At 35.0% G+C, this 24297-nt stretch carries 21 protein-coding genes; 9 read left to right on the top strand and 12 right to left on the bottom strand.

What is annotated here, in order from left to right; genetic code table 11:
• Window positions 1-54 precede the first annotated feature (54 nt).
• Window positions 55-744 (top strand): response regulator transcription factor, encoded by a 690-nt coding sequence (locus tag R2Q59_RS11990; protein WP_316785657.1) that lies wholly within the window; start codon window positions 55-57, stop codon window positions 742-744.
• Between the two features lie 49 nt (window positions 745-793).
• Here the strand turns inward: R2Q59_RS11990 and R2Q59_RS11985 are convergent, their stop codons facing one another.
• From R2Q59_RS11985 to R2Q59_RS11965, 5 genes are all read right to left on the bottom strand, one after another.
• Window positions 794-1705 (bottom strand): hypothetical protein, encoded by a 912-nt coding sequence (locus R2Q59_RS11985; protein WP_316785656.1) that lies wholly within the window; start codon window positions 1703-1705, stop codon window positions 794-796.
• 14 nt (window positions 1706-1719) lie between these two features.
• Window positions 1720-2973 (bottom strand): metallophosphoesterase, encoded by a 1254-nt coding sequence (locus tag R2Q59_RS11980; protein WP_316785655.1) that lies wholly within the window; start codon window positions 2971-2973, stop codon window positions 1720-1722.
• Between the two features lie 81 nt (window positions 2974-3054).
• Window positions 3055-4536: a sigma 54-interacting transcriptional regulator gene (locus tag R2Q59_RS11975; RefSeq protein WP_316769204.1), complete on the bottom strand. Its 1482-nt coding sequence runs from the start codon at window positions 4534-4536 to the stop codon at window positions 3055-3057.
• A 103-nt stretch (window positions 4537-4639) separates the two neighbouring features.
• Complete coding sequence (locus R2Q59_RS11970) at window positions 4640-5737, bottom strand: vWA domain-containing protein (RefSeq protein WP_316769203.1); 1098 nt, start codon at window positions 5735-5737, stop codon at window positions 4640-4642.
• 276 nt (window positions 5738-6013) lie between these two features.
• Complete coding sequence (locus tag R2Q59_RS11965; RefSeq protein ID WP_316785654.1) at window positions 6014-6880, bottom strand: carbohydrate kinase; 867 nt, start codon at window positions 6878-6880, stop codon at window positions 6014-6016.
• Window positions 6881-6991: 111 nt separating this feature from the next.
• Between R2Q59_RS11965 and R2Q59_RS11960 the strand changes: the two genes are divergently transcribed.
• Together R2Q59_RS11960 and tnpA are read left to right on the top strand one after the other, a co-directional pair.
• The gene (locus R2Q59_RS11960) at window positions 6992-7417 is read left to right on the top strand and encodes a YybH family protein (RefSeq protein WP_316785653.1); all 426 of its coding nucleotides are present in this window, start codon (window positions 6992-6994) and stop codon (window positions 7415-7417) included.
• Window positions 7418-7656: 239 nt separating this feature from the next.
• Window positions 7657-8115, top strand: a complete 459-nt coding sequence (gene tnpA, locus R2Q59_RS11955; protein ID WP_316769197.1) for an IS200/IS605 family transposase — start codon at window positions 7657-7659, stop codon at window positions 8113-8115.
• A 23-nt stretch (window positions 8116-8138) separates the two neighbouring features.
• On the opposite strand, the gene R2Q59_RS11950 is transcribed toward tnpA, so the two are convergent.
• The 5 genes from R2Q59_RS11950 to hemW all read right to left on the bottom strand — a co-directional run bounded on the left by R2Q59_RS11950 (window position 8139) and on the right by hemW (window position 13415).
• Window positions 8139-9407: a DUF5690 family protein gene (locus tag R2Q59_RS11950; protein ID WP_316785652.1), complete on the bottom strand. Its 1269-nt coding sequence runs from the start codon at window positions 9405-9407 to the stop codon at window positions 8139-8141.
• A 315-nt stretch (window positions 9408-9722) separates the two neighbouring features.
• The gene (locus tag R2Q59_RS11945; RefSeq protein ID WP_316769193.1) at window positions 9723-10604 is read right to left on the bottom strand and encodes a cupin-like domain-containing protein; all 882 of its coding nucleotides are present in this window, start codon (window positions 10602-10604) and stop codon (window positions 9723-9725) included.
• A 211-nt stretch (window positions 10605-10815) separates the two neighbouring features.
• Window positions 10816-11367, bottom strand: a complete 552-nt coding sequence (locus R2Q59_RS11940; RefSeq protein WP_316769191.1) for a fasciclin domain-containing protein — start codon at window positions 11365-11367, stop codon at window positions 10816-10818.
• A 111-nt stretch (window positions 11368-11478) separates the two neighbouring features.
• Window positions 11479-12264 carry an SDR family oxidoreductase gene (locus R2Q59_RS11935; RefSeq protein ID WP_316785651.1) on the bottom strand — a complete coding sequence of 262 codons (786 nt, stop codon included), beginning with the start codon at window positions 12262-12264 and terminating at the stop codon, window positions 11479-11481.
• A gap of 14 nt (window positions 12265-12278) precedes the next feature.
• Complete coding sequence (gene hemW / locus R2Q59_RS11930) at window positions 12279-13415, bottom strand: radical SAM family heme chaperone HemW (protein ID WP_316769186.1); 1137 nt, start codon at window positions 13413-13415, stop codon at window positions 12279-12281.
• Window positions 13416-13509: 94 nt separating this feature from the next.
• Here hemW and R2Q59_RS11925 point away from each other — a divergent pair, with 94 nt between their 5' ends.
• The 6 genes from R2Q59_RS11925 (at window position 13510) to gldN (ending at window position 20193) form a co-directional block, all read left to right on the top strand.
• Complete coding sequence (locus R2Q59_RS11925; RefSeq protein WP_316785650.1) at window positions 13510-14472, top strand: DUF4271 domain-containing protein; 963 nt, start codon at window positions 13510-13512, stop codon at window positions 14470-14472.
• 16 nt (window positions 14473-14488) lie between these two features.
• Window positions 14489-15259: a uroporphyrinogen-III synthase gene (locus tag R2Q59_RS11920; RefSeq protein WP_316769182.1), complete on the top strand. Its 771-nt coding sequence runs from the start codon at window positions 14489-14491 to the stop codon at window positions 15257-15259.
• A gap of 243 nt (window positions 15260-15502) precedes the next feature.
• Entirely contained in the window at window positions 15503-16840 is a 1338-nt protein-coding gene (locus tag R2Q59_RS11915; RefSeq protein WP_316769180.1) for an SUMF1/EgtB/PvdO family nonheme iron enzyme, read from the top strand.
• Window positions 16841-16880: 40 nt separating this feature from the next.
• Window positions 16881-17684, top strand: a complete 804-nt coding sequence (gene gldL, locus R2Q59_RS11910; protein WP_316769178.1) for a gliding motility protein GldL — start codon at window positions 16881-16883, stop codon at window positions 17682-17684.
• Between the two features lie 43 nt (window positions 17685-17727).
• Entirely contained in the window at window positions 17728-19263 is a 1536-nt protein-coding gene (gene gldM / locus R2Q59_RS11905) for a gliding motility protein GldM (RefSeq protein ID WP_316769176.1), read from the top strand.
• Between the two features lie 6 nt (window positions 19264-19269).
• Window positions 19270-20193, top strand: coding sequence for a gliding motility protein GldN (gene gldN / locus R2Q59_RS11900; protein WP_316769173.1), 924 nt, complete (start codon window positions 19270-19272; stop codon window positions 20191-20193).
• Window positions 20194-20237: 44 nt separating this feature from the next.
• On the opposite strand, the gene uvrC is transcribed toward gldN, so the two are convergent.
• Both uvrC and R2Q59_RS11890 read right to left on the bottom strand, forming a co-directional pair.
• Window positions 20238-22034: an excinuclease ABC subunit UvrC gene (gene uvrC / locus R2Q59_RS11895; protein WP_316785649.1), complete on the bottom strand. Its 1797-nt coding sequence runs from the start codon at window positions 22032-22034 to the stop codon at window positions 20238-20240.
• Window positions 22035-22064: 30 nt separating this feature from the next.
• The gene (locus R2Q59_RS11890; protein WP_316785648.1) at window positions 22065-24290 is read right to left on the bottom strand and encodes a transglycosylase domain-containing protein; all 2226 of its coding nucleotides are present in this window, start codon (window positions 24288-24290) and stop codon (window positions 22065-22067) included.
• Window positions 24291-24297 lie beyond the last annotated feature (7 nt).

Genomic DNA, 24297 nt, shown 5'->3' with positions numbered 1-24297 from the left:
ACGTTAGTATTAACCTTTCAACCTTTCAACTTTACAACCTTAAAACAAAAACAAATGTCGAAAGGAATTAAAATACTCATAGTTGAAGATGATGAAAACTTACGTTTTTTAGTAGTTCATCGTTTACAAGCAGAAGGATATACAGTGTTAGAGAATAGTGATGGTGCTACCGCTGTTGATACCATTATGTCTGAAAAGCCAGATATTGTTTTATTAGACTGGATGCTTCCTGGTAAAGAAGGAGCTGAAGTTTGTGAAGAAGTTCGTAAAGCTGGCTATGAAGGTTTAGTAATCATGATGACGGCTAAAGCTCAAGATGTAGATAAGATTGATGCTTACAATTTTGGCGCATCAGACTATGTGACAAAACCTTTTAATATGGATGTTTTAGTAGCGATGTTGGATAACAAGGTTAAGTTCTTAATTAACAACGACCGCTCTGAGATTCATCGTTTTGGAAACATGGAACATCATCCAAATATTCATACATTATTCCGTGATGGCAAAAAGATAGAGTTAACCATATTAGAGAATAGAATATTGTTATACTTCTTGCGTAACCCTAATAAGGTAATTAATCGTGATGAGTTGATGTTGGTAGTTTGGGGTTATAACTCAGATGTAAATACCCGTACACTTGACATGCACATTGTAAGATTGCGTAAAAAGATAGAGCTTAATCCAGATAATCCGCAGTTGTTACAAACGGTTAGAGGTATTGGATATCGATTTAATGCAGGATAAAGAAAGGTGGAAGGATGAGGGTGATAAGGTGGAAGGATGGATAACTAGCTTACAACAATCCAAATTTAATCAAAAGACCATTGCCCAAAACGTGTGTTAAATATAAGATGAAGAACTGCAAAATCATTGTTCCATCTAAAAAGAAGAAATAATAATATTCGTTTCTTTTTAAGTTTGATTTAAAGATTAGCCATCCCGTTAGGATAATAGTTAAGGCCAAACCGATAACATCTAAATTGATGCTTTTTGTAAAGAGAATGAGTAAAATTAAATATAGACCTAACAAAGCTTGGCAGAAAATCCAGGCTTTTTTTTCGCCCAAAATAACTGGGATTGTTTTTAAGGCATATAATTTATCTTGATATAAATCACGAATGTCGAAAGGAATGGTAATGGCACAAATGAATAAAAAACGTTTGGCTACTAATAATAAAGTTTCGCTCAAAGAAACAGCAATTCCATAATTGCTTTCTACTTGAACAATTGGTAATAATACACAACTAGTGGACCAAACAAAGGCAATTAAAAATAATTTAATGCCTGGGATATTTCTTAGACCAATCTTTTTATCATCTAACTTTAAGAAAGGAAAATTATAAGCAAGGGCCAAAATTCCCACAAAACCCATTAATAATTGAGATTGAATACTTAGATACCATAAGCCAATAGGGATGATGCAAAGTGCTGCGATTAGCGTAATGGATATCGTTAGTCGATGATGTGAGAAAATCCATCTAACTCTTTTAAAAGGTGATTTGTGAGGTTCTTTTGGCTTAGCTAACAGCATACTCAAATTATAGATTAATATTGTTGAGCAGAAGACAAACATTAAAACATATTTATCTACAGGAACCTTGAGTAAGTAATAGGTAACCAAACCTTGGGCTACAGCCCCAAAAGCAATAAAAAGATTGCTAAAAAGCAGGAAATCTAGGGTAGAAAAGAATGCTTTTTTAATCATTGGTAGGCGGATAGCTAAGCTCGTTTCAATTCAAATATCGTAATTTCTGGTAAAACTCCTACACGGCCAGGATAACCTAAAAATCCGTAACCTACATTTACGTAAAGTTGTTGATGTTTTTCTTGGTAAAGCCCCGCCCATTCTTTATAAATGTATTGTACAGGACTCCATTGCATTTCATTTAAGCGAACTCCAAATTGCATCCCATGTGTATGCCCGCTAAACATCGTGTCTATATCTGGATACTTTTCTAAAACTTCTCCACGCCAATGAGAAGGGTCGTGCGAAAGCAGTAGCTTAACAGGCAAATCTTCCGTGTTTTTTACAGCTTCTTCCATCTTACCATATTTTGGAAAGCGGCCTGTTCCCCAGTTCTCGATACCTAAAATTCCTATTTCTTCACCGTCAACCTTTAAACGTCTATTCTCATTCATCAATAAATCATAACCCATTATTTGATGAACCTTAATCATGTCTTGCAGGTTTTTTACCTTGGCAGGAGAATTCTCCTTTCCAAAATAATAATCGCCATAATCATGATTACCCAATGATGAGTACACGCCAAGAGGTGCCTTTACTTTTGAAAAAATATCTTGATAATCTTTTACTTCATTAGTTAAGTTATTTACCAAATCACCTGTAAAAAAGATGAAGTCTGGTTTTTCTTTTAATAACATTTCTACTCCACCCTTAACAGCAGTTTTATTGTAAAAACTTCCAGAGTGGATATCGGAAATTTGCCCCATTTTAATACCATCAAAAGCTTTAGGTAAATTGGGTAAAATCAGTTTTACGTGTCTAACTTGATAATCGTAAGCGCCAGAAATAATACCCCAGCTTAATGAGCTCAAAGGAACTGCGGCGCTGACTAAACCAGCCTTTACTAAAAAAGAAGAACGACTAATCGGTTCGCCAGCAATTGCTTCTTTATTGCTTCTGTTTGGTGTTTTACTCTTTTTCAGTTTTATCAATAATCTTCTTATATCATCTATCAATAAAAATGGCAGCATACAAACCTTGCAAACAAAGGTTAAGAAAAACGCAACTAAAATGATTGATTTAAGCGATAGAAATAAAACAGTTTTAAAATAAACCGAGCAAAAAACACCTATAATTAACAAGATGGTATAAGTCCAATAAGTTATTTTGAAAAAGTTTTTTGTTGATGGCTTCCAATTTTTAAAAACTGAAATTATAGCATTATAACAGTAAAAGTCAAATGCTAAAAGCAGTACCGTAATAATGGATAGCGTAAGGAAAACAGTCATTTAGAAATAAATATCAGTGAAAAATTTAGCAATTATACGATTATTCAATTAACCAAATTAATCGATTATAACTTTAATCATTTACCTAAAATCGTCTTCATCCTCGTCTTCTAAATCAACATTAAATAAACTATCAAACATATCGGCAAAACCAAAACCACTATTTAAGTAATTTTTGCTTACTTGAGAGAATTCTGCTAATCCATGTAATACAAATTCCATCAATAGGTAAGTTTGGTTTTCGCTTAACTTGGGATGAAATTTTTGAACTAATGCGTGTAATCCATCAACTCCCATTAAAGCATCTTTATATTGCTCTAATTTTAAATCATCAGCTATTTCTATGGTATTTCCTTCTGTAAACCATTCTGTAATTTTGGTATAAGGATTGGCAGTTTTGCTTTTCTTAGCTCTTTCTGGGTCTGGGAAATACCTTGCGAATAAATGTTTAATAGCTTTTCCAATTAAAGTATGCGCCACTTTTGCAGGGCCTTCTAATTCCCCTTCGTAAACTAATTCTATTTTACCAGTTACTGCCGGAATGATACCACTCAAATCTGCCAATCTCACAAAAGTAGATTGTTCATTGTTGATTAACATTCTTCGCTCTGCATTACTAATTAAATTCTCATAAGCAGAAATAGTTAAACGAGCAGATACGCCAGATTTTTGGTCGATAAATTCACTCTTCCTAGCTTCAAAAGCAATTTGCTCTATTAAGTCTTTCACCAAACCATCGGCCTCAATTAATTTTTGCTCGGCAGTTAACTTAGCTTCCTGGAAAGTAATTTGTCTAGAGATATCAATCGTTTTAGGATAATGAGTTAAAATCTGACTTTCAATTCTATCTTTTAGTGGCGTTACAATGCTACCACGATTGGTGTAATCTTCTGGATTAGCTGTAAATACAAATTGAATATCCAAAGGTAAACGCAATTTAAAACCACGAATTTGGATATCTTTTTCTTGCAACATATTAAACAAAGCTACTTGGATACGAGCTTGTAAATCTGGCAACTCATTAATCACGAAAATGCTGCGGTGTGCTCTCGGTATCAAACCAAAATGAATAACACGCTCATCATTATAAGTTAATTTTAGTGTAGCGGCCTTAATCGGGTCAACATCGCCAATTAAATCTGCAACAGTAACATCTGGTGTAGCTAATTTTTCAGTATAACGTTCACTGCGGTGTTGCCATGAAATTGGTGTATCATCACCTTTGGTTGCAATTTCATTTTTTGCATACCATGAAATGGGATTTAAAGGGTCATCAAAAACCTCACTTCCAGTTACATAAGGAATATACTCATCCAATAAGTTAACCATTAAACGAGCAATTCTTGTTTTGGCTTGTCCGCGTAAACCCAATAACAAAACATTATGACGAGATAAAATTGCCGTTTGTAATTCAGGTATAACAGTTTCGTCGTAACCTAAAATTCCTTCAAAGCCTGCCTCTTTATTTTGTAATTGTGTAATTAAGTTCTTTCTTAATTCGTCTTTTACACTTAGTGATTTATAATTGCTGGCCTTTAGTTGACCTAGTGTTGTTGCTTGCATATATCTTTTTTAGTCGGTAAGTCCGTAAAGTCCGGAAGTCCGAGGTTAGAACGTTTTTATTTTATATCTTCCGACTTTCGGACAAATGACTTTCGGACTTTCTCTAATTTCCTCTAAATGTTTTTCTTCTATTCTTAATATAATCTTCAAAGATGTATTCGCCTAATCCAGTTAGCGAACTGTAAAATGCCCTGCCACCATTAACTTGGGTAAATTGCCTTACAAACTGCTGTAAATAGGGGTCTTGTGCAATCATAAAAGTGGTAATGGGAATATTTAAGCGTTTACATTGAGCCGCCATATTTAAGGTTTTTCCAATAACCTTTCTATCTAAACCCATGCTGTTTTTATAATAACGACCATTCTCTTTCAAGCAAGTTGGCTTACCATCGGTTATCATAAAAATTTGCTTGTTATGAGTTTTTCTTCTTCGCAGTAAATCTGTTGCCAATTCTAAACCAGCTAAAGTGTTGGTATGATATGGACCAACCTGTAAATAAGGCAAATCTTTAATGGTTATTGGCCAAGCATCATTTCCAAAAACCACAATGTCTAAGGTGTCTTTTGGGTATTTTGTTTTAATCAGCTCTGCTAAAGCCATCGCCGTTTTTTTGGCAGGCGTAATTCTATCCTCGCCGTATAAAATCATAGAGTGTGAAATATCAATCATCAACACTGTTGAAGTAAGTGTTTTATAATCCTTTTCTTCAACCTCTAAATCTCTGTCGGTTAAGGTAAAATCGCCAATGCCATGGTTAATTTGTGCATTTTGAATAGAGGCGGTCATGTCAATCTGGTCTAAACTATCCCCAAATGAATACTCTCTTCTGTCTGCATTTTTCTCTTCACCAATTCCCGAAATGTTGCTATTGTGATTTCCTTTGCCTGCTTTTTTAAGCTTGCCAAAAATTTCTTCTAGTGCAGATTTACGAATGGTTTGCTCTGTTTTAGCCGTGATTTTTACTTCGCCATTCTCCTCTTTCAGATATCCCTTGTCTTTCAAGTCGTCAATAAAATCACCCATCCCGTATTCGTTATTGGTAAATTTATATTGCTTGTCAAGTTCATTCATCCAAGCTAGGGTTTCTCCAGCATCACCCGCGGTATAATTTAGTAGTTCGGTGAAAAGCTTCAGCAATTCATCAAAACCACCTCTCGGCAATTTATTAGGTAAGAATTTAGAAAATTGGAATCCTCTCATGTTTATAATAAACGATATTCCGAAGTTAAAAGTTTGGCGTTAGAGTATTTTAAGCCTGATGTCATATTTAGGGAGACCAAAGCTAAAAACTGAAAGACCAAAGCGAACTGCAAACCGCCAACTGAAAATTGAGAACTGCCAACTGAAAACTGAATTGGGCGTTCCCCAAGCTGCGCAAGGGTCGGGCTTTTCAGGGCTTCGCTTCGCTGCGGTGCCGAAAAGGCACTAAACCCTTACAATCCCTAACGCGAAACCGTAGTTCAAGTTTAAAGTCGGCTAATTAAAAACTTCGTCTCCATAAACTGGATTAGCACCAATTTGAGACGCTACAAATGCACCAACTTTGCAAGCCCTATCTAATATTGTGTCCATTGGATAACCGTTTAAGTAACTTGAGACAAAGGTAGCGAGGAAAGAATCGCCTGCGCCAACCGTATCAGCAACCTTTACCTGATACCCTTTGTGATGATAAAGTTTGTCGTGATGTAAAACATAAGCACCTTTTTCGCCGACAGTTAAACAAATAATTTCGATTTGGTATAAGTTGCTCAATTGTTTTAAAAGCTGTTCGTCAGTATTCCCTGATAACTTCAAATCAGATTTTAAATAAAGCAATTCGTGTTCATTCACTTTTAAAATATCAGCTTTGCTTAACAACAGTTTAAGTGTTTCTATGGTATAAAAAGGTTCTCGCAGATTGACATCAAAAATCTTCAGCTTCGCATATTGCAGTAGGGATAAAACAGTGTTTTTACTTTTTTCATTGCGACAAGTTAGACTGCAATAAACAAATGTATCCGCTGCTTGAACTGTAGAGATTAAGTTCTTCGAAAGTTCAATGGAATCCCAGGCTACAGGTTCTTTGATTTTGTAGTTTGCTTGATGTTGTTCGTCTAACTCTACTTCAACCGTACTTGTAGGAAGGTTGTTAACTTGGATTAAGTCAATTGGAAAATTGTTTTCGGCAAGAAATTCGATTAGCTCGGTGCCGTTTTTATCATCGCCTATGGCACTAATAAACTTTGTATTTAAACCTTGTTTGTGTAGATGGAGCGCCACATTCATAGATGAACCACCAGCCTTTTTACCTTCTGGAAAAACATCCCATAAAATTTCCCCAATCGTAACAACGGTTTTCTTCATATAGATTAAATGTATAAATTTAGCTATGAAACCATCATAATTTTGCAAAAAAACTTACAACAATGAATAAATTATGATAGCTTCATCACAATTAAAAACAAAATCATACTGATGAAAACAACCATATTTTTTGTCTTACTGGCATTTTCAATTGTAGCAAAGGCTCAAAAGCCAACAGAAAAACAAGCCATACTTAATGTTTTAGAAAAGCAACGTGCAGATTGGAACAAAGGCGATGTGGAAGCTTATATGCAAGGTTATTGGAAAAACGATAGTCTTTTGTTTGTTGGTAAAAGCGGACCGACTTATGGTTGGCAAAAGACTTTGGAAAATTATAAAAAAGGGTATCCAGATAAAGCAACAATGGGATATTTAACTTTCGGCATTAAAAAGGTAGAATTTTTAACGAAAGATAAAGCTTTTGTTTTGGGCAGTTGGAATGTAAAGCAAGAAAAAGCAGAGCTGAAAGGTTATTTTACTTTGTTGCTGCGTAAAATTAACGGCGTTTGGAAAGTGGTGGTAGACCATTCTAGTTAGAAAATTAAGACCTCAGAGAGGTCGCATATTTATAGATGTGCATAATGAGAAGATGTGCGACCCCAGCTGGGGTCGAATATTTCTCTAAACCAATAGCTATAAATATTTTATCCCCCGAAGATTCGGGGCAGGCTCTCTGGGATAATCTGTGAGCAAATAAATTGCTCTAGATATGATTTTTTATCCGTCAGCTTAATGGAAATATCTTACTCTTGATAACTTTTAATGAATTAAAAACTATGGCAAATACTTATTCACAAATCTATATTCAAATTGTATTTGCAGTTCAAAACCGTGATGCATTAATTGATTATTTTTGGGAAGATGAATTATACAAGTACATTACTGGAATCGTACAAAACAAAGAGCAAAAACTAATTGCAATAAATGGAATGCCAGACCATATTCATATTTTAATTGCGATGAGGCCAACTTGTAATCTTTCTGATTTAGTTAGAGAGATAAAAAAATCGTCTAATACTTTTATTAACGAGAAACAATTTTCAAAGTTTAGCTTTAAATGGCAAGAAGGTTTTGGAGCATTTTCATACAGCCATAGTCAATTGGGTAATGTAGTAAGCTATATTCAAAATCAGAAACAACATCATCAAAAAATATCATTTAAAGATGAATATTTAGAGTTTTTGGAGAAATTTGAAATCGAATTTGATGGAGACTATTTATTTAAATGGGTTTAGGAACTCATACAATTATATTCAGATTATGCTATTTTCATTTTCCGGTATTTTTTAGCAAAATAATATAAAGAATACAGTGTTAAAATGCTACCAATAATAGAAAGTAGCACCACACTTTGCGAGAAAAAATCGACCCAATTTAGTTTTATTTTGAAGAACTCTTTACTTACTAAAACGCCAATACTGCCAACATACGCAAATGAATCAGTGATGTAAATTAAGAACCCAACATTGCTTGCGTACTTAAATGTTGCTATGAGTCTATCGAAAAATATAGCATTGAAAGGAATGTAAACCATATAAAGCCCTAGTCCTACAGAAGTCATCCACCAAATAGGGGAGATGTAATTTTGTTTAAATAATACTGTGCAAGTTCCTGCTAGCAAAAATCCGCTGAGTATAAATATGTGAGCAATTTTTAAGGCTAAGAAATTGTTTTTAATCAGTACCATACTTCCAATGAGTAAAAGCACAATTAATGTGATGGGCGTTTCTGTTTTAGAAAATATTGCTGCTTGATTGAAATAGCCCATTTCTTTCCACATCTCTGCTCCAAAATTGTCTCTAATATCTCTAAAAATAGTTGCGAAGCAGTAAATAATTACACAAGCAACTAAGCCGCCTAAAAATTCCTTAATAAATTTTTTGCGGTCAATGGCAGACATTGGAATTCGGTTAGCCCTATGATTGATGTCATCTGCACTGGGAGCAGGTATTTTTTCCATTAAATAAACAAAAACTATTAATGGGATAGAAAATACAAGTCCAGTGTAAAAAGGAACCCAAAACTCAGAAATGTTATAGGTAATCATTAGCCAAGCGCCTACAGACTTTACAAAACCAGAGGCGAAAATAAAACTAACGGCTAAGGTTGCACCTATGAAATCAGTACTTCTTCGGCCTTCCACATAAGAAAATACTACACCCCAAAGTATGCCCAATGGGAAACCATTAATGAAAAGAAAGATGATGTTATAAGGCAAAGGCGTAATGGCAAAAAATAACCAGCTCAACCAAGCAATCGCAGTAAGCATTAGGATAATTTTGCCTCTACCAGTTCTTTCTAACTCAGAAATATATTTAATGCCATAGAACTTGGCTAATAAATAACCCAGCATTTGGCTAATCACCAAAACGGTTTTATAGCTGTAGCCAGCGATGGTTAAACCGTCAAACGTGGCGACTGTAAACGACTTTCTGAAACCAAAAATCATTGTATATGCTAAAAACACAACAATGGCAGCATATAAACCTGTTTTAACTTGTTGATTAATTTTAATGCTTTTAGCCATTCAGTTTTCTTGTTTAAGAACTGAAATATACAAATAATAAGTTACGTGTTAGATTGCAGGTTTAATGGAAAATGAGGGACAGCAAACTTTAATAGTAGCAAAGGCTTTAGTAAAATAAACCCGATTGCCGTGGAAAGATTTTTGTTTTGCCAATTTAGTCATCCGATGAATATTGCAGACTGGCGATATTCATCGGATGACTTTTAAAGTGCACAAAAAGCTTGAAACAAAAAGCGGGGCTATCCTGTAAGATGCCCCGCTTCAATTGCTTTTCTAGCTCCTAATTACCCAAAAGGGACTTTCGTGCTTTTCTAATTATTTTGGAAGTCCTTTTCTTAATGCTTTCTCTGCAATTTGAACGGCTTTCTTTTCACGCCAATCTGAATAAGACTTTTTGAAAACCATTTTAATTAAGCTGTCTACGCCACCTTTTATGGCTAAATTAAACACACTGGCTGCTTTTCTAGATAAAGATGCATCCCAAGCTCTTAAGCTTAAAGAGAATGAACCGTCAACATATTTCATCCAATGCCACATTCCTGTTGGCATAAATAAAGTATCGCCATGTTCTAAGAAAACCTCATAACCTTCAACTCCTTTTAAAGCAGGGAACTTCTCGAAATCTGGATTTGCAACATCATAATCTTCCAAAGCATAGGTAGCATTTGGCAAACAATATAAACGTTCTTTCCATTTGTTGTCAAACAGAATGATGTGTTTTCTTCCGCCAAAATGCGTATGGAAAAGATGCGGTAAATCTATATCGTAATGTAAAAAAGTAACAGAGTTAGAGCCACCAAAAAACATGGCAGGCATGCTTTCTATAAAACCGCCCATTAAATCTTTAGGGATTTTAATATCGTTGATTAAGCTTGGCACATGTTTAAACAAGTTGAAAAAGAAAATACGAAGTTCAGTAGGTTCTCTTTTAATCAAATCTAAATATTCACCAAACTTCATGCTTGCTATAGAAGCGTTAATTGGCTTGGTTGGGTCTGCTTTAGAATTGTCAACCAAATTCACCTCAATGTCGCCACCAATTTCTTTTAAATAATCGGTTGTCCATTTCTCACGAGCTGGCCAATCTTTAGTTAATCCTTTAATAATTAATGGTTTCCTAGCATCCAGATAGTTCTTTTTAAAATCTTCTGGGCTAATGGTTTCAACGGTGTCAACAGGTTTTAAAATAAAGCTCATGATGTGCAATAAAGTAAATTTTTGGCTAAAACAATGGTTTAATTATTTCACCTACACAAAAGTGTAAATTAAAATTTAAAAAAAATATGATTAATCTCACAAATGTTAAGCCTATGATAATTCGATGTAAATTCTAATAATATAAAAGAGCGTCTCAACCAACAGGTAGAAACGCTCTTTTATTAACAGATAAATTAAAATGCTTAATTGCTTATTTTGGCATTAAAACAGTATCAACAACGTGAATAACGCCATTACTTTGAAAAACGTCTGCAATAGTTACTTTACTCATGCCGCCTTTTTCATCTTTAAGCATTAAAGCTTTGCCTTCCATCCAAGCCCATAATTTTCCGCCTTGTACAGTTGTTAATTCTGCTTTACCGCCACCAGCCTTAATTGCTGCAGCAATTTCTTTGCTTCCCATTTTACCAGCAACAACGTGGTAAGTTAAAATAGTAGTTAAAGTAGCTTTGTTTTCAGGTTTCACTAACATATCTACAGTTCCTGCAGGCAATTTATCAAATGCTGCGTTGGTTGGTGCAAAAACAGTAAATGGTCCTGCACTTTTTAATGTTTCTACAAGTCCAGCTGCTTTTACTGCCGCAACTAATGTAGTGTGGTCTTTAGAGTTTACCGCATTGTCTACAATATCTTTATTGGCATACATTGCTGCACCACCAACCATAGGATTTTTTTGTGCGTAAACTTCGCTTGAAAATGCCATAGCTGCTATGACAAATAGGGATAGGAATATTCTTTTCATATTATTTAGTTTTGATATGAAGCACTTACGGAGAATAAAATCTTATGGATTAAAAAAAGTAAAATTTATTTTTAAATATTTGATTTATAGTTATTTAAAAACAATTCTAGCTTAGGTCACTTTTGCTTTTCGGATAATTTTAGAAAATAATTTAGGAAAGAACCTTTTAAGTAAAACCCCTTTTGTCTCTTTGCCACCGATATAAACTTCTTCCTTTTTAGCATTGATGGCTTTTATCATTTGCTTGGCACATACAGCTGGAGACATTCCATTTTCTTGGGCATCATCCATTGTACCTTGCGTTGAGCCGTCAGCTGTTAAAGCATTGATAGTAACATTTGTTCTAATGAAACCAGGACAGGCTAGCATGATATGAATGTTTGAATTATCAAGCTCGATGCGAAGTGAGTCAAAATAACCATGTAAGGCGTGTTTGGAAGCAGCGTATGCAGAGCGATATCTAGTGCCGAACTTGCCAACTAAACTGCTTACACAAACGATGCTTCCACTATTTTGGGCTAACATTTGAGGTAAAACTGCTTTACTTAAAATGACTGTTCCCCAAAAATTTATATCGAGAAAGCGTTGTTCCGTCTTTAAATCTGTCTCGAGCGCTAAACTTCTTTGGCTAATCCCACCGCTATTAATTAAGATATCTATTCTTCCAAAAATGCGAATTGCATCTTCAGCTTTGCTGGATAGAGAATCGCTATCTTTTAAGTCTAATGGTAATATATGGACTTCAAAATTATTATTACAGTTAGATTTTACTCTAGAAAGTTCATCCTGATTACGTGAAGATATAATCAGCCTTGCACCTGCAGCGTTATATGCATAAACCAAGGCTTCGCCAATTCCTGATGATGCACCAGTAATCCAAACAATTTTATCTTTCATAACGTAAATTACGATTAATCTATGTTTTCTGCGAAAAGTTCAGCAGCAATACCATCTGCAAATAATTTTCCAGCATCTGTTAATTTTATGATGTTATCAGCCAAAGCTAAATGACCTTTAGCCAGAAATGGTTTAATGTCTTTTTGAACTTGGGCTGAAAATTGTTTGCCAAAATCAGCAGCTATTTTATTCAAATCTGTTCCCCACATGGTGCGAAGAGAAGTCATAATGTATTCATTAAATCTATCCGTTTCAGTCAATTCTTCAACGGTTTCTGCTAGCTTTTTATCAGCTAGTTGATTTAAGTATTTTGCATTGTTTGCTATGTTTATGTATCTGTTAAAACCATCAAATCCATGTGCTGATGGACCGATACCTAAATAAGGAATGCCTTTCCAATAATTTGTATTATGAACGGCATATCGTCCTGTTAAGCTGTAGTTAGAGATTTCATAGTGCTCAAAATTTGCCTTAGCCAGCTTTTCAGTTAGTATTAAAAACTGAGATGCACTTTGCTCGTCATTTAAGCCCGTTTGTTTCCCTTTTTGAATGGCATTTGCCAAAGCAGTTTTAACTTCGACAGTTAGTGAATAAGCAGAAATATGTGGCGTTTGTAATTCTATTGCCTGGTTTATATTTGCAAGCCATTTTTCATCAGTTAGTAAAGGATAGCCATAGATTAAATCGATGCTTAAATTTTCAAAACCTGCATCCTGACTTCTTTTTATGCAAGTTTCTGCTTCATCGGCATTATGTGCTCGGTTCATCCAGACCAAATCCTCATTAAAAAAAGATTGAATACCAATGCTAAATCTGTTGATAGGTAATTGGCGCAATTCACTAATCTTTCTTATATCTAAGTCATCTGGATTAGCTTCAATCGTAATTTCAGCATCGGTTGATATAGAGAAACAATCGATAAGTGTATTAAAAATTTTTGCTAAAGAAGCCGAAGTTAAAACAGATGGCGTGCCACCACCAAAATAAATACTTCCTACTTGTTGACCGTTTAGCCTATCTTTTTTTAGCCTTATTTCCGTGCAAATGGCATCAGTCATTTCGTCCACATATTTAAGTGAAGTAGTAAAATGAAAATCGCAATAAGTACATGCTTTTTTGCAGAAAGGGATGTGGATATAAATACCGGCCATTGCGCAAAGATAAATTAATTTAAGCCCTACTTAAAACAAAAGATAAAGCGTAAATTTGCGTTTTAGAAAAGGTATTGGTTTCGTAATCATTAGAATGTATAAAAGGATAATGTTGCTTGTTTTTTTTGTTTTAGGAGGATTTGTATTGCTCCTTAATGCACAACAAACTCCTTTACAAATCGATTCATTACAACAAAATGCGCTTTATACCGATAGTCTAGATTCTGCAATAGTTGCTCCGATAGATACCGTTACGCCACAAAATTTACGACCATTAGACTCGCTAACTAAAGTGCAAATTGCAGATAGCCTAAGCATGGGTTATGGATATGAAACTGGTGATTTTAAAACTTTAGTAGAAAAATTTCTTCAAAGCACCATTAGTAAAGACCCTCGCCAAAAAGGAGAATTGTTGCCAAGAGGCGAAATATGGGTATTAGGTATCGTAGCTTTCTTATTGGTAATGTTTGCAGTTTTAAAAAATGCATTTTCAAAACAGCTCATGGCCATTGTGCAGTCTTTTTTTAGCAATAGAGCATTAGGTAACTTAAATAAAGAAGATAATCTCTTTAATTCCTGGCCATTTTTACTTCTTTTTATACAGTTTGGCTTTACTATCGGGATGTTTTTTTACTTGGTAGCTCAATATCAAGGCTTGGAATATGCTAAGAGTGGATTTCAGTTTTTTATTACGGTTTCTGTTCTTATCATAGTTTTATATGTGTTAAAAATTGTCTTGTTAAGATTGTTAGGGTTTATTTTTGATATCCAAAAGCCAGTTGGAGAATATGTATCTATATTATATTTAAGTTACTTTAATACGTCTTTATTGTTTATTCCGCTAGTTGTCGCTTTTGCCTTATCCCCATTAAAAAGTGGGCAGATATACATCGCAATTGCGATTATTTTAATCACAGTTATATTCATTTTTCAGTTTATTAGGGTGGGGATAAATATTTTATCTAATTATAGGTTTTCAAAAGTGTATTTAATTTTGTACTTTTGCACCCTCGAAATTTGCCCTATATTAATATTAATCAAGGCAATAGGATTTTAAGAGGTAATTAGTTAAAATGCAGGAAAAGAACGAAGATAGGTTACGTAAAGTAAAAAGTATACTGATCACTTTACCAAAACCCGAAACAGAGAAGTCGCCCTATTTTGATCTGGCAAAAAAATATAATGTGAAGATAGATTTTAGGTCTTTTATTCATGTTGAAGGTGTTCCTGCCAGAGATTTCAGAAAAGATAAAATCAATTTGGCTGATTTTACAGCAGTTGTTTTTACTAGCCGTAATGCTGTTGATCATTTCTTTAGAATTTGTGAAGAAATGAGATACGATGTGCCAGCTGAACTGAAATATTTTTGTATTTCTGAATCAACGGCTTTATATCTTCAAAAATATATCCAATACAGAAAACGTAAGATATTTTTCGGTAAACAAACCGCATCTGATTTAGCTGAAGTTTTGAAGAAACACGCTGCAGAAAAATTCTTGTACCCATGCTCTGATGTTGCTACAGAAGATACGATGAACTTTTTGCAAAAAAACGGATATGACTTTGTTAAGGCAGTTTTGTTTAAAACAGTTGTTAGTGATTTATCTGATTTGGCAGAGGTTTTTTATGATGTAATAGGTTTCTTTAGCCCTTCAAGTATCCAATCATTATATATTAATTTTCCAGACTTTAAGCAAAACAATACAAGGATTGCTGCTTTTGGATTGAATACAACCAAAGCCGCTACTGATGCTGGCTTAATTGTAGATATTGCAGCCCCTAGTCCTGCAGCTCCATCTATGATTATGGCGATAGAAAATTATATAAAAAAATCAAATAAGTAATTTTTTGAAAATTCAAACGTTACTTAACAGTCTTTTATAATAAAATGTGCTTAAAAGGCACATTTTCTTTTTTACGAAAAAATTTAATAATTGATTTATTTTCAATAACTTGTTATAAAGTTTTGATCGAGAAAGTATTTTGAATAAAATGGTTGAGGTTTTATTTGACCAAATAATTGTTTATATCAAGGATATTCGATAAAATTGCTATTAAAATAATAAGATATTGCTTTAACTGATTTTATGAGAAAGATATACCTTCTAAGTTTTTTTATTGTATGTGGTTTTCTGGCTAGCTGTGGCGGTGGTACGCAAGGTGAGCTAGTTGGCGCATTTAATAGAAAGTTCAAGAATAAAACTATTCCTTTGGGTATGGTTTTTATTCCTCAAGGAAGAACATTAATAGGCACATCTGATGAGGATATGAGTTTCTATTCAGGAAATCAAGCCAGAATGACATCGTTCAGCGCTTTTTATATGGATCAAACTGAGATTACAAATGCAGAATACAGGCAGTTTGTAAATTGGGTTAGAGACTCTGTAGCTGTTTATTCGTTAGGCCCATCTGGTGCGCCAACACTTTTTAAACCTGTTCCTGCAGCCGCTGCCGGCGGACCTGCCGTGACAACATCACAGCAGGATATTAACTGGAGAACTGTTGGCAATGGGAATGTGCTTTGGGGCAGAAATAGTGCATTTAAAGCTAGACTACAAAATATGTATTATGCTGGTAATGATGCACTGCCAGGTAAAAATGAAATTGATGTTAGGAAGTTAAAATATGCTTACAGCTATTTAGATAAGGACTTGGCTTTAGCTGGAGAAAATGATCCAACAAAAAGCAGACAAGATTTTATCCAAACTTACACAGATAATCCTACTCCTGGAAAAGCAAATCAACATCCTTCAATAAGTGTTTATCCGGATACTATGGTTTGGAAGAGAGATTATTCTTATTCACAAAATGACCCTATGGTTGAGGCTTACTTTAATCACCCATCTTACGATCGTTATCCTGTAGTAGGGGTAACTTGGGATCAAGCAACAGCGTTTTGTAATTGGAGAACAAGATTGTATAGTAATGTTGCTGCTGCAAGAAAACTTCCTGAAAACAGTAGATTAAAATACAGGCTTCCAACCGATCAAGAATTTGAATATGCAGCTAGAGGAGGAAGAACTAAAACTAAATATCCTTGGGGCGGTCCTTATATCATGAATACAAAAGGATGTTTACAGGCAAACTTCAAAGTTGGTAGAGGTAACTTGTCTGACGATGGAGGTATGTATACTGTTGATGCCCGTGCTTACCTTCCAAATGACTATGGTTTATATAATATGGCTGGTAATGTTGCTGAGTGGACCGTTACTGCTTATAACAAATCGGCAACTGCTTTGTTATTAGATTTTAATCCAAATTATACAAGTACAGCAAAGGGTGCGAAAGTAGTAAGAGGTGGTTCATGGAAAGACATGAGTATATTCTTACAAAACTCTGTTGGTACTTACGAATATCAAGATAAAGCTAGGTCATACATCGGTTTCCGTTGTGTGTCTGATTTTCCTGGTAATTCTTTAAACTAAAATTCAACTCAATAAAATAAAACAAACTTTTTAAAAGATTATGGCGGCAAAAAAACAACCAGGCTGGTTACACGTAGCAATTTCATGGGGTGCGAGTATCGTAATTATTGGAGCTTTAGCGAAAATCCTTCACTTGGGCGGCCCACTAGCTAACTGGTTCATTGGAATTGGATTAGGAGTTGAAGCAATATTATTCTTTTTAACAGGATTTTTCCCGCCAGAACCAGAATTACCTTGGGAAAAAGTATATCCAGAATTAGGTGATGGCGTTGAGCCTAATAAAGTTGTTAAACAACAACAAGTGGCCTCTTCGGGTTTTTCATCTACTGGAGCATTGGATAAAATGCTGTCAGATGCGAAAATAGGCCCTGAATTGATAGAAAGCTTAGGTACTGGTTTGCGTACTTTTGGTGACAAAGTGGCGACAATATCTAATGTAACAGATGCTGCGGTAGCAACCAACGAATTTACAGGGAAAGTTAAAACTGCTTCTGCAAGCTTTGATGATTTAAGCTCAGCTTTTGGTAAAGCAACTGCTCAATTAGTTGAGATGGGTGAAAGTAATGTTGATTCTAAAGCTTACCACGATCAAGTAAATAATTTAGCTAAAAATCTATCTGCTTTAAATGCGGTATATGAATTAGAATTACAAGATTCTAGCGCACACTTAAAATCGATGAACAAATTCTATCAAAACCTTGCTTTAACTATGGGCAACTTTAACGAGTCTATGGAAGACTCAAAACAATTCAAGGAAGAAGTTGGCAAATTAGCTAAGAATCTAGCATCATTAAACGCAATTTATGGCAATATGTTAACTGCCATGAACCAACCTCGTATTTAATTAATTTAAATTATATTAACCGTAAACGCAAAATTAATTAAACATGGCTGGAGGAAAAGAAACGACAAGGCAGAAGATGATCAATATCATGTATTTGGTATTGTTGGCTATGCTTGCCTTAAACGTTTCAGATACAATTTTGAATGCTTTTAAGAACATTAACGATAGTTTAGATGCCTCTAAAACTAATGTAAGCTCTAGCTTAGATCAGCTTTTTAACTCATTCAGAGATACTGAATTAAAGAATAAGCCTGAACGTGCTCAACCTCTTTGGGATAAGGCACAAAAAGCTAAAAACTATGCTGATGAATTGAATAAGAACATTCAACGATTAAAAGATGAGTTTTTGGACAAAGGTGAAGGGATAAACCCTGAAACTGGCGACTTAATGTTGAGAGATAATATGGATATTGCTCAGCAAATTATGATTAATCAAAAAGAAGGAGAAAAGCTAAAGGCTAAAATTAATGAAACAAGAGCAAAGTTAATTGCTTTGCTTGACCCAAAAGACAGGGGAAATGTTTCGTTCTCATTAGATGCAACAGATCCTAAAAAAGCCGTTAGCGGAAAAAGCAAATGGGAAGATATTAATTTTGGTGAGGGAACACCATTAACAGCTGCTAATACTATTTTAACTAAAATTCAAGCTGATTTGCAAAATGCTGAAGCCGAGGTTGTTAAAAAAATATTTGGTGAGCTAAATCCTACTCAAATGACTCTTGATAGATTTAAGGCGGTTGCGGTTCCATCTGGTAGTTATGTAATTCAAGGACAACCTTACAAAGCTGAAGTGTTTTTAACTGCAAGTGATTCTAAATCTAATCCAAGTATTACTGTAGGTGGAAGTGCTCTAGCTGTAAAGGATGGAGTAGGAACATATACAGGTGGTACAGGAAGTGTTGGGTCATTTACCTGGAAAGGTACAATTAGGGTTAAGCAAGCCGATGGAGAAGTTAAAACTTATGATACAGAGCCTATTACTTATCAAGTAGCTAAACCTTCTGCAACGGTGTCATCTAAAAACTTAAATGTTATTTATGCAGGTATTCCAAATCCATTTTCTGTTTCAGCTCCTGGATTTTCTTTGGAAAGCATTAAAGCTGGTATAAGTGGTGGTTCAATGTCTGGAGGTGCTGGTAATTATATAGTAAACGTTCCTGGCAGCATGGTTGGGCAACAAGTAACCATTAATGTATCAGGAACCGTAGATGGGAAAACATTGAGTTTAGGTAGCAATGCATTTAGAGTTAAGCCAATCCCTAATCCGGTAGCTAAATTTGCTGGAAAAATGGGTGGTATTATCTCAGGAAATAAAATTGGAGATGGTCAAGTTACAGCAGTATTAGAAAATTTTGAGTTTGATATTAAGGTAAGGGTAACAAGATTTAATGTAGTAATTGTAAAACCACGTCAAGATCCTCAATCTTTTGCTTGTCAAGGAGATTCCTTTAGTGGAGCAGCAAAAGCAGCTTTGGCTGCTTTACCTTACAAATCGGTTGTTTATATTGAGAACATACAAGCAGCTATGCCAGATGGGCGTACTCCATCATTAAACTCGATGGTATTTACCATAAATTAGAAAACTATGAAAAAAATATTTTTTCTATCCATATTTAGTTTGGCAACAGTTATTACTTTTGCTCAAACACCTGGTAACCCACCAGCAGGTAACACGGTTGTTCCAAAGAAAAAGCTTCCAAAAAAGGATGGCTTTATCTTTAGAGAAGAAAATGTAGCTGATACTGTTGTGCCTTATTCTGTAGTTAATAAAGAAGATGTTTATTTTACTAAAAGAGTGTGGCGTGAGATTGACCTTCGCGACCGTGGTAACGAAATAATGGCATCTCCAAAAGTAAATCTAATTGGTGTAATTTATAAAGCGCTTAGTAATGGTGAGCTAGACTTATATGCACCAGCGGATGAAGATTTTCAAGGTGAGCCAATCAGTCAGAAAAAGGACGCTACAGCAAAAACAAATTCTTATTCTGCTGTTGATAGTGCATTCTTAGGTGAGAATCAAGCTACAAAAGAATTAAATAGAGCAGATAATGAATTTTTTAAGGAACGCTTTATCGCTCTGAGAATTAAAGAAGATTGGATTTTGGACATCAGAAGAGGAATTTTTGAACCACGCATTGTTGGTATTGCTCCAGTTATTATGCAATTGAGTTTCCCTCAAGATAACAATGGAAATCCACTTTTAGATCCAGTTTCTGGAAAACCTAGAGTTGATACATTGGGAACACCAGCAGTTGGTTGGCTATATTTTGATGATTTAAGGCATATTTTGGTTAAAACCAAAGTGGCTAACAATAACAATGACAACTCTGGAATTAACTTTGATGATGTGTTTGTAAGACGATTGTTCTTTAGCAATATCACTAAGGTTTCTAATACAGCTGATGAAAGATTTAAAGATTACTTAGCAAACTCAAAAGACCAGTTGTTAGAATCAGAGCGATGGAAGAAATACATCGCAGATTTTGAGCAAGGTCTCTGGGAATACTAGCCATTAAGATATTTGTTAGCCCAATGTGAAAACATTGGGTTTTTTTATGCCTTGAAATAATCGTGTAAGGCGATGATTTGTTTTTTGTTGAGAACTTGAGCCAACTCTTCTTCTTTGGCTTCCTTAATTCTTTTAACAGACTTAAATTTGACTAAAAGTTTGTCGGCGGTAGTTTTTCCAATGCCTGGAATAATTTCCAATTCAGTTTTAAGTGTGCCTTGGTCTCTTTTTTTCCTGTGAAATGTAATCCCGAAACGGTGAGCTTCATCACGCAACTGCTGGATAACTTTTAAGGTCTCCGATTTCTTATCTAAATATAAAGGAAAGCTATCTCCTGGGTAATACAATTCTTCCAATCTTTTGGCAATGCCGATGACTGTTACTTTCTTATCAATCCCTAGTTTTTTTAAGCTGCTAACTGCCGAAGATAATTGACCTTTACCCCCATCAATTATAATCAATTGGGGCAATGTACCCTCTTCTTCCAACATTCGTTTATAGCGCCTGTAAACAGCTTCTTCCATTGTGGCAAAATCATTTGGACCTTCAACGGTTTTAACATTAAAATGGCGATAGTCTTTTTTACTGGGTTTAGCATCCTTAAATACTACAATTGCAGAAACTGGATATTTACCTTGAAAGTTAGAGTTATCAAAACATTCTATATGCTGTGGTAATTGAGTTAACCTTAAGTCTTTTTGCATCTGACTTAAGATTCGGTCAGTTCTTAAATCAGGATTTAGCTTTTCATATTGATTTAATTTCTCTTTTTTAAAGAACAATACATTCTTTTGTGAAAGCTCTAAAAGTTTCTTTTTCTCACCCAATTTAGGAACAATCAATTTCAAGTTTTCATCAACCAACAAAATTGGAAATGGGACTACTATCTCTTTTGACGTGCTTTTAAACTTAGTTCTAAATTCAGTAATGGCAATAGTTAAAAGTTCTTCATCAGTTTCATCCAAACGTTTTTTTATTTCAATAGTTTGGGTTTGAATAATGCTTCCATTCATCACTTTTAGGTAATTCACAAAAGCATATCGCTCATCTGATGCAATGCTTACCACATCAATATTTGTAATGGCGCTATTAACCACGGTAGATTTACTTTGATATTTTTCTAACACACCCAACTTTCGCTGGTAGGAATGAGCCAATTCAAAGTTTAAATCTTCAGATGCAGTTTTAATAACTTGGTTAACACTACGAATTACATTCCCAATTTTACCATTCAGTATGTCTTTTATCTCCTCTATATTTTGGTCGTAATCTTCTTTTGTTTGATAATTTTGGCAAGGACCCTTACAGTTTCCAATTTGATATTCTAAGCAAACCTTAAACTTGCCATCGTTTATGTTTTGTGGTGTTAACGGCAGATTGCAGGTTCTTAAGGTATAAGTCTCTTTGATTAAATCAAGGATGGTGTGCATCATTCCTACAGAGGCGTAGGGCCCAAAATAAGTAGAGCCATCTTTTATATATTTTCTAGTCCAATAGATTCTTGGAAACTGTTCTTTTTTAATGATAATCCATGGGTATGTTTTATCATCTTTTAACATGATATTGTAGCGTGGCTGATGCTTTTTAATTAAGCTATTTTCTAAAAGCCAAGCATCAATCTCGGTATCAACTATAGTGAAACTTATTCTTCTGATTTTGGAAACAAGAACACGCGTTTTTCCATTAAACTGACTGTCTTGATTAAAATAAGAGCCAACTCTATTCCGCAAGTCCTTAGCCTTACCTATGTAAATAAGCAAGTCATCCGTATCAAAATACTGGTAAACACCAGGTTTATGCGGAATATCGGCCAATGCCTTTTTATAATCGAAAGCACTCATTAAAGGATGATTAAATGAATTAGGACGATTTTAAAAGCCTAGTTTTTTATCAAGCTCTGTCGTACCTTGTTCTGGTTGAAGGTATTGATTGCAATCATAAACTATAGAGACACCGCTTTTTGGTGGCTCAAAATCAGCTTTGCTTATTTTTAAACTTGGATTTGCGTAAACTCTTTTCATAAAGCCAGCATAAATTGGTAAGGCAGAATTAGCGCCCTCACCATCTCTTGTACTCGTAAAATGAAATGCCCTATCTTCGCAACCAGTCCAAACGCCAGCCACTAAATCAGGTGTGATTGCCATGAACCAACCGTCAGAGTTGTTTTGTGTTGTTCCTGTTTTTCCACCAGTTGGTGCATTCACCCCATATTTATAACTTAACCTTGAACCTGTACCTCCAGTAATTACGCCCTTTAGCATTCTAGTCATTACATAAGCAACTTCTTCGTTCATAACTACCTTGATAACAGGCTTACTATCATATAAAACCACACCATTTTTATCTTCTATTTTTAGAATATAGGTAGGTTGTGTCCAAGCACCTCTGTTGGCAAAAACCCCATAAGCACCTACCATATCATAAATTGAAGCATCAAAAGAACCTAAACATATAGACGGTACAACGGGCACATCAGAAGTGATGCCCATTTTTACAATTTGTTTTGCTACTGCGGGTGCGCCCACCTGTTGCATTAAGTAAGCGGCAATGTAATTCTGAGAGTAAGCCAAAGCTTTTTGCAAGGTAATAGAGCCAGGCAAGGTTCCCGAAGAACGTGGTGTCCAATCTTCGCTACCAGGATTTGAAATGGTTACTGGCACATTTGGAACTGTTAGGCAAGGAGATATTCCATTCTCTACAGCTACAGTGTAGGTAAATGGTTTAGCGGTAGAACCAACTTGACGTGTTCCCATTTTAACTTGGTCGTATTTAAAATGTTCGAAGTTTATGCCGCCAACCCAAGCTTTAATGTAGCCTGTTTTTGGGTCCATTGCCATCATCGCATTGCGCAATAATAGTTTGTAATATTTAACAGAGTCGATTGGTTTCATCAACGTGTCAATATTCCCTTTCCAAGTAAAAATGGAAAGCATACTTTTTGTATTAAAATCTTCTTTAATTTCTTCTTCAGATTTTCCTTCTAGCTTTAAGGCTTTGTAACGATCAGATCGTTTTATGCCTTGCTCAATCTGTAGCTCCATTCCTTTAAATGGATTGCGACCTTTCCAGCTTCTTGCAAATTGAGCTTGAAGAATCTTCATATACTCTTTTTGAGCTTCTTCTGCATAAACCTGCATATCATAATTAATAGTGGTAGTGATTTTCAGCCCATCTCTATCTAAATCATACGATACCCCATTTTTTGTTATAGAACGTTCTTCTAAAATTTTCTTTACTTCAGATTTTAGAACAGACCTAAAATAAGGCGCAATTCCTTCATTCGTTGTCGCTGCATTAAAGTGTAAATCTAAGGGTCTGTCTTTTACAGCGTCGAAATCTGCTTGTGTTAATAAATCAGCTTTAACCATTAATGCCATCACGGTATTACGTCTAGCTAATGCCCTTACTGGATTCCTGGTCGGCGAATACCTTGTTACACCTTTTTGAATGGCAACCAAAACTGCGGCTTGAGGCACCGTTAATTTATCTGGTGTTGTATTGAAATAAACTCTGGCCGCAGATTTAATTCCGTATGCCTGGTTTCCAAAATCAACTGTGTTTAAATACATAGTAATGATTTCTTCCTTCGTATAGTTTCTTTCCAGTTTTACTGCAATTACCCATTCTTGAAACTTTTGAATAACTCTTTTTAAGTAATTCTTTTGCCTTCCTTCATCAGAAAATAAGTTTAGCGCCAATTGCTGGGTTATCGTACTTCCACCTTGTTTTTTGCCGATTAAGATATATGCAAAAATGGTAAAGGTTCTTTTAAAATCTATTCCAGAATGTGAAAGGAAACGGACATCTTCAGTTGCAATTAACGCATTAATCACATTCGGTGAGATTTGACTGTAATTTACATTAGAGCGATTTTTAACAAAATAGGTTCCTAAAACTTTGCCATCTTCCGAAAAGATTTCGGTTGCTTCGTTACTTTTGGGATGCTCAATCGCTCTAAAAGATGGAATCTCGCCAAAAAGACCGAAACCTATCAGCACAATAAATAGGGCAAAAAATAGCAGTCCGCCGATAAGCAATTTCCAAAGCCTACGGTTATATTTCTTTATATCTTCTGGTGATAGAGGTTGTTTACGCATTTTCTGT

This window comes from Pedobacter frigiditerrae (genome assembly GCF_032678705.1).
GTDB lineage: Bacteria > Bacteroidota > Bacteroidia > Sphingobacteriales > Sphingobacteriaceae > Pedobacter > Pedobacter frigiditerrae_A.
This window is presented reverse-complemented; position numbering and strand designations above follow the sequence as displayed.